Origin of the sequence: Pseudomonas sp. MD195_PC81_125 (assembly GCF_014060985.1) — a bacterium.
In the GTDB taxonomy this organism is placed as follows: Bacteria; Pseudomonadota; Gammaproteobacteria; order Pseudomonadales; family Pseudomonadaceae; genus Aquipseudomonas; species Aquipseudomonas parakoreensis.
Map to the genome: position 1 here is coordinate 1 of NZ_JABULD010000529.1, position 13,067 is coordinate 13,067.

Genomic DNA, 13,067 nt, shown 5'->3' on the forward strand with positions numbered 1-13,067 from the left:
MAAAGTCAAAAGATCGCAGCCCTTCGGCAGCTCCTACATGTCTTGTGTCAGGCGCATTCGGCCACCGTGGCCTTATGTGTTAGGCTTTGCCGGTTTGCACGATGGACGGTTATGACCCGGTGTTCCGGCACGGGCGTTCTGACCGTTTCATTTGTCCGCCTTCAGGAGTTCTCATGCGTCTGACCCAGATTTTCGCCGCCGCAGCCATTGCGTTGGTCAGCACCTTTGCCGTCGCCGATGACGCGGCCGACAAAGCCATTCGTCAAAGCCTGGAAAAGCTCGAACTCGAGGTTCCGGTAGAAAGCATCAGTGCCAGCCCGTTGCCGGGCATGTATGAAGTCAAGCTCAAGGGCAGCCGCGTGCTGTACGCCAGCGCCGACGGCCAGTACATCGTTCAGGGCTACCTGTTCCAGCTCAAGGACGGCAAACCGGTCAACCTGACCGAGAAAACCGAACGCCTGGGCATCTCCAAACTGATCAATGCCATTCCAGTGGCCGAAACCGTGGTGTATCCGGCTGTCGGCGAGACCAAATCGCACATCACCGTGTTCACCGACACCACTTGCCCGTACTGCCACAAGCTGCACGCCGAAGTGCCCGAACTGAACAAGCGCGGCATCGAAGTGCGTTACGTGGCCTTCCCGCGTCAGGGCCTCGGCTCGCCGGGTGACGAGCAACTGCAGGCCGTGTGGTGCTCGACCGACAAGAAAGCCGCCATGGACAAAATGGTCGATGGCAAGGAAATCAAAGCCGCCAAGTGCGCCAACCCGGTTTCCAAACAGTTCGCTTTGGGCCAGTCGATTGGCGTGAACGGTACACCGGCCATCGTTTTGGCCGACGGACAAGTCATTCCGGGCTACCAGCCGGCGCCACAAGTCGCCAAACTGGCGCTGGGCGCCAAGTAATTCGCATCGTCACGGTCCGCCGTTGACGATCATGGTCCGGCAGCAGCATCGCCGGGCCATTAATAGAGAGCCGCGAATGCGCGGTTGTTTTCCGGCCGACCTTGCGTCGGCCGTTTCATGGGGAGTTCACAGTGAATCCGGTCAAAGTAGGCATCTGTGGGTTAGGGACCGTCGGTGGCGGTACCTTCAACGTACTTCAGCGCAACGCCGAGGAAATTGCTCGTCGTGCCGGGCGTGGGATCGAAGTGGCACAAATTGCCATGCGCACGCCAAAGCCTCAGTTCCAGACGACCGGTATTGCGATTACCAACGATGTCTTCGAAGTGGCCACGAACCCTGAGATCGACATCGTCATAGAGCTCATGGGCGGCTACACCGTTGCCCGCGAGCTGGTACTCAAGGCCATCGAGAATGGCAAGCATGTGGTCACCGCGAACAAGGCACTGATTGCCGTTCACGGTAATGAGATTTTCGCCAAGGCACGCGAGAAAGGCGTGATCGTGGCGTTCGAAGCGGCCGTGGCCGGTGGCATTCCGGTGATCAAGGCGATCCGTGAAGGCCTGTCCGCCAACCGCATCAATTGGGTGGCCGGGATCATCAACGGTACCGGTAACTTCATCCTCACTGAAATGCGCGAGAAGGGTCGCACCTTCGAAGACGTGCTGGCCGAAGCGCAAGCGCTGGGCTACGCCGAAGCCGATCCGACCTTCGACGTCGAAGGCATCGACGCGGCGCACAAGCTGACGATTCTGGCGTCGATCGCGTTCGGCATCCCGCTGCAATTCGACAAGGCCTACACCGAAGGCATCACCCGGCTGACCACTGCTGACGTGAACTATGCCGAAGCGCTGGGCTACCGCATCAAGCACCTCGGTGTAGCGCGCAGCACCGCTGCCGGTATCGAGCTGCGCGTACACCCGACGCTGATCCCGGCCGATCGTCTGATCGCCAACGTCAACGGCGTGATGAACGCCGTGATGGTCAACGGTGACGCTGCCGGCTCGACCCTGTTCTACGGCGCTGGCGCCGGCATGGAACCGACCGCTTCGTCGGTGATCGCCGATCTCGTGGACGTGGTTCGCGCGATGACCTCCGATCCGGAAAACCGCGTACCGCACCTGGCCTTCCAGCCGGACTCGCTGTCGGCCCATCCGATCCTGCCGATCGAGGCCTGCGAAAGTGCCTACTACCTGCGCATCCAGGCCAAGGACCATCCGGGCGTTCTGGCTCAGGTGGCAAGCATCCTTTCGGAGCGCGGTATCAACATCGAGTCGATCATGCAGAAGGAAGTCGAAGAGCATGACGGTCTGGTGCCGATGATCCTGCTGACCCACCGCGTGGTCGAGCAGCGCATCAACGACGCGATCGCTGCCCTCGAAGCGCTGGCGGGCGTCAACGGTCCGGTTGTGCGGATCCGCGTCGAGCACCTGAACTAAGTCGCCATCATTGACCGGGCCCGTGCGCGGGTCCGGCATTGCGAACACTCTGCATTGGAGTCAGTCATGCGTTACATCAGTACCCGCGGCCAGGCACCGGCCCTGAATTTCGAAGACGTCCTGCTGGCGGGTCTCGCGACCGACGGCGGTCTGTACGTCCCGGAAAACCTGCCACGTTTCACCCAGGAAGAAATCGCTTCCTGGGCCGGCCTGCCGTATCACGAGCTGGCTTTCCGGGTCATGCGCCCGTTTGTCACCGGCAGCATTCCTGACGCGGATTTCAAAAAGATCCTCGAAGAAACCTACGGCGTGTTCTCGCACAGCGCCGTGGCACCGCTGCGTCAGCTCAACGGCAATGAATGGGTGCTGGAGCTGTTCCACGGTCCGACCCTGGCGTTCAAGGACTTTGCCCTGCAACTGCTTGGTCGTCTGCTTGATTACGTGCTGGAAAAGCGCGGCGAGCGCGTGGTGATCGTCGGTGCCACCTCCGGTGATACCGGTTCGGCCGCCATCGAAGGCTGCAAGCACTGCGAAAACGTCGACATCTTCATCCTTCACCCGCACAACCGCGTGTCCGAAGTGCAACGTCGGCAGATGACCACCATTGTCGGCGAGAACATCCACAACATCGCCATCGAAGGCAACTTCGATGACTGCCAGGAAATGGTCAAGAACAGCTTCGCCGACCAGAGCTTCCTCAAGGGCACGCGCCTGGTGGCGGTGAACTCGATTAACTGGGCGCGGATCATGGCCCAGATCGTTTACTACTTCCACGCCGCCCTGCAACTGGGCGGTCCGGCGCGTTCGGTGGCGTTTTCGGTGCCAACCGGCAATTTCGGCGACATCTTCGCCGGGTACCTGGCGCGCAACATGGGCCTGCCGATCAACCAGTTGATCGTCGCCACCAATCGCAACGACATCCTGCACCGCTTCATGAGCGGCAATCAGTACGTCAAGGAAACCCTGCACGCCACGCTGTCGCCGTCGATGGACATCATGGTCTCGTCGAACTTCGAACGCCTGCTGTTCGACTTGCACGGTCGCAACGGTGCGGCGATTGCCGGGTTGATGGATTCGTTCAAACAGGGCGGTGGTTTCAGCGTCGAGCAAGAGCGCTGGACCGAAGCCCGCAAGCTGTTCGACTCACTGGCCGTGGACGATGCACAAACCTGCGAAACCATCGCTGAAGTTTACGCACAGTGCGGTGAAGTGCTGGACCCGCATACCGCTATCGGCGTCAAGGCCGCCCGCGAATGCCGTCGCAGCCTGGACATCCCGATGGTGATTCTGGGCACTGCACATCCGGTGAAATTCCCGGATGCCGTGGAGAAAGCCGGTGTAGGAAAAGCTCTCGAACTGCCTGCACATCTTTCTGATTTGTTTGAGCGAAACGAGCGTTGCACCGTTCTGCCGAACGAACTGAAAGCCGTACAGGCCTTTGTCAGCCAGCATGGCAACCGCGGCAAGCCGTTGTAAGCCTGAAAAGCTGTCACATTTTGAAGCCCGTCTCCTGACGGGCTTTTTTGTTTCTGCTGCCACACTGCTCGTGTTACCGCCCATGAAGGACGGGTGAGTCGATCACGAAGGAAGTGGCAATGCTGTTTGAAAGAGGATGGAAACACACCCTGAAGCAGGTTCTGCTGTTGTGCCTGTTGTACGGCTGGCGCATGAGCGCGGCGGCGCATCTGGCGTATGAGGAAGAGAAGTTGAACATCGGCACCGTGGTACTGGATGAGGAAGAGCAGCAATGGATTCGCGATAATCCGACAGTGATTGTGGCGGCGGAGCAGTACCCGTTGTACCTGTTTCTCGACGAGCACGGTCATTGGAGCGGCCTCAACAACGATGTGCTCAAGCGCATCAGCGCCATGACCGGCTTGCAGTTCATCTACCGGGAATCCTTTTCCACCGCGCAAATGCTTGAGCGCCTGGAAACCGGTGCTGCGGACATCAGCACAACCCTGGCGATGAATGATGAACGCCGATTGAGCCTGGATTTCAGTCATGCCTTTGGCGGTGCCGGTTGGGTATTTGTCGGCCGGGCTGGCGAGCCGCAGGTGCAGTCGCTGGAGCAGTTGGCCAAACGGGTGCTGGTACTGCCGGGTCGGCATGCACTGGAGGGGGGTGATCCGGCGCGATTACCCGTCCATCGAGTTACGTTCGGTGAAAACCTATGCCGAGGCGCGGGCGCTGGTCGAAAGCGGTGAGGCCTATGCCACCATCGAAAATGAAATCGGTGCGCAACTCTATCCTTCCGGCCTGCTGAAGGTCGGCGAATTGCTGGAGGGCAAGTGGGAGGCCGATCTTCTGGCTGTGCGCAAGGGGCAGCCGCAATTACTGAGCATACTGAACAAGGCGCTTGAGGCGTTTCCGGCTTCCGAACTCCGGGCCATTCGCCTGAACTGGCTGGGCGGTATCGGGCCGAAACCTGCCGCCGCCGGTTGGCAGCACTGGCTCCGCTCGAGCTGCTGGGGGGGTGGTTTTGGTGGGGGGCTTTTGCGTGATGTCGCTGTTATGGAATCGGCGAATGGCGGCCGTGATCAAGCGGCATCGAGACGTGCAAAGCGAGCTCGACGATCAATTGGTCTTCCAGCGTGCATTGATTGATGCCATGCCCGATCCGGTGTTCGTCCGTGACCTGGAAGGGCGCCTGATCCTGTGCAACAAGAGTTACGAAGAGGCCTTGTCGCTCCGCTTTGAGCAGGTGCAGGGATGCCGTTTGATCGAGGTCGATGCGCTACCGCGAGCCACTGCCGCCACGCTGCATGATGAGTTCATGATTCAGTTGAGAACGCGCAGAACCCGCTTCAGCAAGCGCCGTTTGCAGTTCAACGATGGCAATCGGGAAATCTACCAGTGGACCGTGCCGTTCTACAGCGCCAATGGGGAATTGCGCGGCCTGCTCGGGGGGTGGACAGATATCACCCAGCGTGATGCGGCGGCGGAATAAGGTCCGCACTGATATTGGGAAATTTCCTATGTCACACGCCTCTTTTTCCGATGGGGGACTGAAGGAGGCTCGCCTAAAGTGGGCAACCACTGCGGCGAGTCCGCGATTGCCGTTTCCGAGGTCGCCCATGCGCTCGCTCAAAGTCCTGATTCTCGAACCAGATCCTTATCGAATGATGGCGTTGCACCAGATGCTCAACGCGTTCGGTATCTATGACGTACTCACGGCGCCATCGCTGGCCTCGGCACGCTGTTCGCTGGAGCGTCGCACCCGGGTCGACATCGCGATCTGCGATCCGCAGCTGAAAGGCGGGGAAGGCCTGGCGCTGATCCGGCATCTGGCCGCCGAGCGGGAGGCCAGTGCTCTCATTCTGTTGGGCCGAGTAGCACCGGGCCTGTTGAGCGATCTCGAAAGCCTGCTGCAAACACAGGCGTTGACGCTGCTGGGGCGCCTGCACACGCCGGTTTCGGCAGTGCTGATGCGCGGGCTGCTGGACCGCTACCTGCAATCGGCAGCCCAGCCGGCCGGTGCCTGAACCGGCGGTTATGTTTCTGTCATCTTCACTGTGCATGCTCTGACAGACCGCTAACTGCTTCGTGAGCAGCGCGGCATTCAGAACTTTCTTCTCGGGCCGGTGGTCACTTAATGTGAACACGCCCCAGGCACAATGTTTTCGGACTATTGAGTGGAGATCGAGATGGAAAGTATCAGTCTATTGCTCGGTGAGGCTCTGAGCCCGTATCAGGTGACGTTGACTCCGTGTGGCGCCCATGGCGAATGCCTGGTGACGCTGAAGAACAGCAACGGCGCCCTTGTGGTCGAGCGCGAATTCAATCAGGCGCAGTTGAGCGACAAACGTCTGCTGACCGATGTGGTCGACGGTTTGCACCGCGACGTCCTGATCGCCGAAGGGCGGCTGGAGCCCTGTGTCATCGCGGCTTTGCGCAATGCGGCGCTGGATAAGCGTGCGGCACTGTAAAGATGAAATATTTTTTGTGGGAACCTTCCTGCATTCCCGTCAGTCAGACCCCGTAACAGCAGGATCAAGCATTGTGCTCCGGTGCTTGTCGCTTGCTGCTACGGGTCTTTATGTAGACCGCGTTTAACCCCGAGTCGTCTCCCCACTTCTCGGGGTTTCTTTTTGCCCGCAGGTTTTTTATTGCGCGGCCTGTTGTTCGAAAAAGATCCGTGCCTGATGCAGGTAATCCGTGCGCATTTCGGGGTCCAGCCAGTCGGCATACGACTGGTTAAGTTGCTCATGGGGCAGGGTACGCAGCAGTTGGTTGATCTCACTGATCGCCTGACGGCCCTGAGGCGTATCGGAACACCCGACATAGCCGGACAGATATTTGCCGGTGCCACGAATCGGATAGAACACCAGTTGGTCTTCGGCGATTTGCGCCTGATGCGCCTGATAGCGGATCTCCGGCCAGTAACCCAACACCACTTGCAGACGCCCCAGGCGCTGCATCGATAGCAGGCTGCTCAGGGCGTCGTTGCCATAATGCGGCGTCAGCGCACCGTCCGGGGCCTGCTTGAGCAGCGTGTCGAGATACTCGCCGTAACTGCGTTCTGCGACGACGCCGACCTTGATTTCGCCGTTGGCCAGAAATGCCGTCAGATCAACCTCACCGTCGACCAGGTATGGCGCCAGTACCTCGCGATCTTGCTGACGCACCACCAGACCATTACTGACAGCGCGAAACGCCGGAATAGAGAAGGCGATCCATTGCGTGCGCTCCTTGCTCCAGATCAGCGACGGATCGCAAGTGAAGGTCGGCTCGTGCAGCATCTGCATGCCCCGGGCGCGATTGACCCGCATCAGTGTGTGTTCGTATTGCGGCATGCCGGCGATCAGCATCGGCATCAGTTGATCGATCACGCCCTGGCCCTTTTTCGGGCCTTCGAAAATGGTCAGGGGCGGCAGGTCGCGCAACAACCAGATCAGCGTGGGTTTCGCTTGCGCCCAGGCGGGCAGGGCCAGCAGAAACAGCAGGCCGAACAGCCGCCACGTCCACCATGGGTGGGCGCGGTTGGCGGCCGATGTCTGGCGATGTTTCAGCTTAAATGGCTCCGTCTGTGCGCAACCGGGCGATCTGCTGTTCGTCGTAGCCAAGATCGTGCAGCACCTGCGCATTGTGTTCACCGAGCTGTGGCCCGACCCATTCGGAAGTGCCCGGCGTCTCGGAGAGTTTCGGCACGATGCCCGGCATCTTGAAAGGTTTGCCGTCCGGCAGTTTCGCCTGCAGGAACATTTCCCGGGCGAGGTACTGCGGATCGCTGAACATGTCTTCGGCACTGAAGATCCGGCTGGCCGGCACTTCTGCCTGGTTGAGCAGGTCGAGCACGCTTTGCAGCGGTAGCGAATTGACCCAGCGGTCGATCACCCCATACAGCTCGTCACGGCGAGTGTCGCGCCCGTCATTGCTCGCCAGCGTCGGGTCGTTGGCCAGATCCTCGCGGCCGATGATCAGCATGAAACGTTTGAAGATCGCGTCGCCATTCGCACCGATCTGCACATGCTTGCCGTCGGCGCTGGTGTGGATCGATGACGGCGTGATGCCCGGCATGATGTTGCCGGTGCGTTCGCGGATGAAGCCGAACACGTCGAACTCCGGCACCATGCTTTCCATCATGGCGAAAATCGCCTCGTACAACGCGACATCGACGACCTGGCCGAGACCGCCGTTGACCTCGCGGTGACGCAGGGCCATCAGCGCACCGATCACGCCCCATAACGCGGCAATCGAATCACCGATGGAAATGCCGGTGCGCACCGGTGGCCGATCCTCGAAACCGGTGATGTAGCGCAAACCGCCCATGGATTCACCGACCGCGCCGAAACCCGGTTGATCCTTCATCGGCCCGCTCTGGCCGAAGCCCGAGAGACGCACCATCACCAGTTTCGGGTTCAGGGCATGCAGGGTTTCCCAGCTCAGCCCGAGTTTTTCCAGGACGCCGGGGCGAAAGTTCTCGATCAGGATGTCGGCTTCGCCCAGCAGTTTTTTCAGGATCGCCAGACCCTCGGGGTGCTTGAGGTTCAGCGTCAGCGACTTTTTGTTGCGCGCCTGAACGAACCACCACAACGAAGTGCCTTCATACAATTTGCGCCATTTGCGCAGCGGATCGCCGCCGTCGGGCGATTCGACCTTGATCACTTCGGCGCCGAACTCGCCGCAAATGCGTGAGGCGAACGGCCCGGCAATCAACGTACCCAATTCAATGACTTTCACACCGCTGAGCGGTTTGTTGGCGAACGGCATACTGAATCCTGTAGGACAAGGCTGAGCAGATACAGCGTTTTAACATAGCCCGCTGTCAGACGCCGCAGCTTGATCGCCATCAATTCGATGATTGCCTACCGCATCGGTTAGACTTGCCGACTTTCCTCGTATCAAGAAGCCCGTTCATGGCCCAGCCGTCTACCACTTACAAATTCGAACTGAACCTCACTGACCTCGACCGTGGTGTCTACGAGAGCGTCAAGCAGACCATCGCCCGTCACCCTTCGGAAACCGAAGAGCGCATGACCGTGCGGCTGCTGGCCTACGCCCTCTGGTACAACGAACTGCTGTCGTTTGGCCGTGGTCTGTCGGATGTGGATGAACCTGCGCTGTGGGAAAAAAGCCTGGATGACCGTGTTCTGCACTGGATTGAAGTCGGCCAGCCGGATGCCGATCGCCTGACCTGGTGCTCACGTCGCACCGAACGCACCAGCCTGCTGGCCTATGGCAGCCTGCGCGTATGGGAAGGCAAAGTGGTGCCGGTGGCGAAGAACCTGAAAAACGTCAACATCGCCGCCGTGCCGCAAGAGGTGTTGGAAACCCTGGCCAAGGACATGCCGCGTGTCATCAAGTGGGACGTAATGATCAGCGAAGGCACGATCTTCGTCACCGACGACCGTGGTCAGCACGAAGTCCAGCTGGAATGGCTGGCAGGCGAGCGCGGCTGATCCCGCGTCGCCTGCAGATTAATCCCACGTATTCAAGAGAAGTTTCCGTTACCCCATGCGTATTGATCCTCGACCGTTGCCTGCCACGCTGCCGTTTCTCGGTGATCTGCCACCTTTGCTGACCCGTTTGTACGCGGCGCGGGGCGTTCAATCCGAGGCCGAGCTGGATAAAAGTCTGGCGCGGCTGATTCCGTTCCAGCAGCTCAAGGGCATCGAGGCGGCGGTGGATCTGCTGGTGACGGCGCTGGAGCAGCGTCAACGGATTCTGATCGTCGGTGACTTCGATGCGGACGGGGCGACGGCCAGTACGGTCGGCGTGCTCGGCTTGCGTCTGCTGGGCGCGGCGCATGTCGATTATCTGGTGCCGAACCGCTTCGAATACGGCTATGGCCTGACCCCGGAAATCGTCGAAGTCGCGCTGACCCGTGAGCCGCAATTGTTGATCACTGTCGACAACGGCATCTCCAGCGTCGAAGGCGTGGCTGCCGCCAGGCGCGCGGGACTGAAGGTGTTGATCACCGACCACCACTTGCCCGGCGATGAACTGCCGCTGGCCGATGCACTGGTCAACCCGAACCAGCCGGGCTGCGAGTTTCCGAGCAAGGCGCTGGCCGGGGTCGGGGTGATTTTCTACGTGCTGATGGCCTTGCGCGCGCGCCTGCGCAGCCTCGGCTGGTATGAGAGCAAGCCACAGCCGAACATCGGTGAGTTGCTCGATCTGGTGGCGCTGGGCAGCGTCGCCGACGTGGTGCCGCTGGACGCCAACAACCGGATTCTGGTGCATCAAGGCCTTGAGCGGATTCGCGCCGGGCGCGCACGGCCGGGGATCAAGGCGATTCTTGAAGTGGCCAAGCGTGATGCGGCGCGCATCACCTCAACCGACCTGGGTTTTATCGTCGGCCCGCGCCTGAACGCGGCGGGGCGCCTGGATGACATGAGCCTCGGGATCGAATGCCTGCTCACTGCCGACGCCAATCTGGCCCGGGAGATGGCCGCGCAACTGGACGGCATGAACCAGGACCGCAAATCCATCGAGCAGGGCATGCAGCGCGAGGCGCTGGCCCAGCTCAAGGATTTGCCAGTGGAATCGATGCCGTTCGGCCTGTGCCTGTTCGATCCCGAATGGCACCAGGGCGTGATCGGTATTCTCGCCTCGCGCATGAAAGAACGTTATTTCCGTCCGACCATTGCTTTCGCCGATGCTGGCGACGGGCTGCTCAAGGGCTCTGGGCGTTCGGTGCAAGGCTTCCACATTCGTGACGCGCTGAGCGTGGTGGCCGCGCAGCATCCGAACCTGATTGCCAAGTACGGTGGTCACGCGATGGCGGCGGGCCTGACCTTGCCGCAGGAGAATTTTGCGCTGTTCGCCGAGGCTTTCGATGCCGAAGTGCGTCGGCAACTCCGCGAAGAAGACCTGACCGGGCGGATGCTCTCCGACGGCACGCTCGCCGTCGAGGAATTCCACCTCGAACTGGCCCGCGCCCTGCGCCATGCCGGGCCTTGGGGCCAGCATTTCCCGGAGCCGCTGTTCCATGGTGTGTTCCAGTTGGTCGAGCAGCGCGTGGTCGGCGAGCGCCATCTGAAGGTAGTGCTGAAAAGCGAGTGCGGGTCGGTGAAGCTGGATGGCATCGCGTTCGGCATTGACCGCGATGTATGGCCGAACCCGACCATTCAGTGGGTCGAGCTGGCTTACAAGCTCGACGTCAACGAGTTTCGGGGCAACGAGACGGTGCAGTTGATGATTGCCCACATCGAACCACGCTGAAATCAAAAGATCGCAGCCTGCGGCAGCTCCTACAGGGGATCGCATTCCATTGCAGGAGCTGCCGCAGGCTGCGATCTTTTCAGGAACCCCCCGAGAACCCCCGTTGTCGACTAGGCTCTAAGCACTGCTTGATTGGCCTTGTGACGTCTTGTCGAATTTTTTGCCCGCGGGGGCGGGTGCTGCGCCTTTTTTGTCACTCGTCGACTTTTCAAACAGAACCCTGGAGCCTGCCCACTGATTTGAGAGGTGCCCCATGAGTCTGCTGCTCGAACCCTTTACCCTTCGCCAACTGACCCTACCCAACCGCATCGCCGTGTCACCGATGTGCCAGTACTCCAGCGTCGACGGTCTGGCCAACGACTGGCATCTGGTGCACCTGGGCAGCCGCGCGGTGGGCGGTGCCGGACTGATTTTCACCGAGGCCACGGCGGTCACCGCCGACGGGCGAATCACCGCCGAAGACCTCGGTTTGTGGAACGACAAACAGATCGAACCGCTGCAACGCATCACCCGTTTCATCACGGCCCAGGGCGCGGTTGCTGGCATTCAACTGGCCCACGCCGGGCGCAAGGCCAGTACCCATCGGCCATGGATCGGCAAACACGGTAGCGTCAAACCGGAGGATGGCGGCTGGACCCCGGTCGGGCCATCGCCGATAGCCTTCGATCCGCAACACACGCAACCGAAACAGCTCGATGAAGCGCAGATCGCCGACGTCATCCAGGCCTTCGTTGCCGCCGCCAAACGCGCGTTGACCGCGGGTTTCAGCGTGGTCGAGGTGCATGCCGCGCACGGTTATCTGCTGCATCAGTTCCTGTCACCGTTGAGCAACCAGCGCCGCGATCAATACGGTGGTTCGTTCGAAAACCGTATTCGCCTGGTGCTGCAGGTCACCGAGGCCGTGCGCGAGGTCTGGCCGCAAGAGTTGCCGGTGTTTGTCCGGGTTTCGGCCACCGATTGGGTCGAAGACGGCTGGAACCCGGATGAAACCGTCGAACTGGCGCGTCGCCTCAAGGCGCTGGGCGCGGATCTGATTGATGTCTCGTCTGGTGGTACCGCCGCCAACGCCGAGATTCCCGTAGGGCCGGGGTATCAGACACGCTTCGCCGAACGGGTGCGCAAGGAGTCAGGCATCGCCACCGGCACCGTCGGCATGATTACCGAGCCGGCGCAGGCCGAGCACATTCTGCGCACCTGTCAGGCTGACATCATCTTCCTCGCCCGCGAACTGCTGCGTGACCCGTACTGGCCGCTGCACGCCGACGATGACCTGGGCGGGCGCAAAGCGGTGTGGCCGGCGCAGTATCAGCGCGCAACCCATCGTGATCAGCCGATCCATGAGTCTGACCTGCGCGATTGATTTCAAAACCGCGTAAGGTCTATAAAACCCGCCATTGAACCGGCGGGTTTTTTCTTGCCTGCCATTTGCCAAGGAAGTCGAGCATATTGATCGAACGAGAACTGAGCGAACACGACTTGCCGTTGCTGGCGCAGATCGACCGCAGTGAGCGGGTTGAGGCGAACTATCGTTTGGAAAACGGTGCGCTGATTCTGTACCCGGTGCATGTCGACATGCGTGGTTGGCCGGAAGGGGAGGCCGAAGAAAACGCGTGGGTGCTGGAAAAGTGTTTGCGGCGCGGAGGTTGGCTGTATGGCGTTTTCGACGGGCAGGCGCTGGTCGCGGCGGTGGTTGTGGATAACCGGGTTATCCACAATCAGGGGCTGAGCATGCGGCAATTGACGTTTCTGCACATCAGCCGCGACTACCGGGGGCAGGGACTGGGGGCGAAACTGTTTGCATTGGCCTGTGAGCAGGGGCGGCGGTTCGGTGCCGAGGCGTTGTATGTCTCAGCGACTGAATCGCGCAACACTGTGGAGTTTTATCAGCGACAGGGTTGCCGGTTGGTTGATCAACCGGATCCGGAGTTATTCGCTCTGGAACCCCGCGACATCCATTTGTATTTGCCGCTGACCTGACGGACGCCATCGCTGGCAAGCCAGCTCCCACAGTGGTCGGTGTCGATCACGAAATTTGTGTACGGCACCGAACTTGTGGGAG

General features: G+C 60.5%; 11 protein-coding genes and 1 pseudogene. 10 read left to right on the forward strand and 2 right to left on the reverse strand.

The annotated features are described in order from the left end of the window. Window positions 1-173 precede the first annotated feature (173 nt). The 6 genes and pseudogenes from dsbC (at window position 174) to HT737_RS21050 (ending at window position 6,270) form a co-directional block, all read left to right on the forward strand. The gene (gene dsbC / locus HT737_RS21025) at window positions 174-905 is read left to right on the forward strand and encodes a bifunctional protein-disulfide isomerase/oxidoreductase DsbC (protein ID WP_007967782.1); all 732 of its coding nucleotides are present in this window, start codon (window positions 174-176) and stop codon (window positions 903-905) included. A gap of 131 nt (window positions 906-1,036) precedes the next feature. Continuing rightward, complete coding sequence (locus HT737_RS21030) at window positions 1,037-2,341, forward strand: homoserine dehydrogenase (protein WP_095667423.1); 1,305 nt, start codon at window positions 1,037-1,039, stop codon at window positions 2,339-2,341. Window positions 2,342-2,407: 66 nt separating this feature from the next. After that, window positions 2,408-3,817, forward strand: coding sequence for a threonine synthase (gene thrC / locus HT737_RS21035; protein WP_027610971.1), 1,410 nt, complete (start codon window positions 2,408-2,410; stop codon window positions 3,815-3,817). 119 nt (window positions 3,818-3,936) lie between these two features. Then, window positions 3,937-5,291 (forward strand): annotated as a pseudogene (locus tag HT737_RS21040) (transporter substrate-binding domain-containing protein). A 127-nt stretch (window positions 5,292-5,418) separates the two neighbouring features. Continuing rightward, window positions 5,419-5,826 (forward strand): response regulator, encoded by a 408-nt coding sequence (locus HT737_RS21045; protein WP_047292759.1) that lies wholly within the window; start codon window positions 5,419-5,421, stop codon window positions 5,824-5,826. Window positions 5,827-5,988: 162 nt separating this feature from the next. Continuing rightward, window positions 5,989-6,270, forward strand: a complete 282-nt coding sequence (locus HT737_RS21050) for a DUF3509 domain-containing protein (protein WP_027610974.1) — start codon at window positions 5,989-5,991, stop codon at window positions 6,268-6,270. 177 nt (window positions 6,271-6,447) lie between these two features. Here HT737_RS21050 and HT737_RS21055 read toward each other — a convergent pair whose 3' ends face one another. Both HT737_RS21055 and HT737_RS21060 read right to left on the reverse strand, forming a co-directional pair. Next, a complete protein-coding gene (locus HT737_RS21055; protein WP_306287244.1) occupies window positions 6,448-7,407 on the reverse strand; it encodes a TIGR02285 family protein in 960 nt (319 codons plus the stop codon). Next, window positions 7,355-8,554 (reverse strand): CaiB/BaiF CoA-transferase family protein, encoded by a 1,200-nt coding sequence (locus tag HT737_RS21060; RefSeq protein WP_047292761.1) that lies wholly within the window; start codon window positions 8,552-8,554, stop codon window positions 7,355-7,357. Before HT737_RS21060 ends, HT737_RS21055 begins: the two co-directional genes overlap by 53 nt. A gap of 146 nt (window positions 8,555-8,700) precedes the next feature. On the opposite strand from HT737_RS21060, the gene HT737_RS21065 reads away from it, so the two are divergent. The 4 genes from HT737_RS21065 (at window position 8,701) to HT737_RS21080 (ending at window position 12,985) form a co-directional block, all read left to right on the forward strand. Then, window positions 8,701-9,243 carry a YaeQ family protein gene (locus HT737_RS21065; protein ID WP_041063193.1) on the forward strand — a complete coding sequence of 181 codons (543 nt, stop codon included), beginning with the start codon at window positions 8,701-8,703 and terminating at the stop codon, window positions 9,241-9,243. 55 nt (window positions 9,244-9,298) lie between these two features. Then, complete coding sequence (gene recJ / locus HT737_RS21070) at window positions 9,299-11,008, forward strand: single-stranded-DNA-specific exonuclease RecJ (RefSeq protein WP_121183852.1); 1,710 nt, start codon at window positions 9,299-9,301, stop codon at window positions 11,006-11,008. A gap of 253 nt (window positions 11,009-11,261) precedes the next feature. Continuing rightward, window positions 11,262-12,368 carry an NADH:flavin oxidoreductase/NADH oxidase gene (locus HT737_RS21075; RefSeq protein ID WP_121183854.1) on the forward strand — a complete coding sequence of 369 codons (1,107 nt, stop codon included), beginning with the start codon at window positions 11,262-11,264 and terminating at the stop codon, window positions 12,366-12,368. Window positions 12,369-12,451: 83 nt separating this feature from the next. Further along, window positions 12,452-12,985 carry a GNAT family N-acetyltransferase gene (locus HT737_RS21080; RefSeq protein WP_182403936.1) on the forward strand — a complete coding sequence of 178 codons (534 nt, stop codon included), beginning with the start codon at window positions 12,452-12,454 and terminating at the stop codon, window positions 12,983-12,985. Window positions 12,986-13,067: the final 82 nt, after the last annotated feature.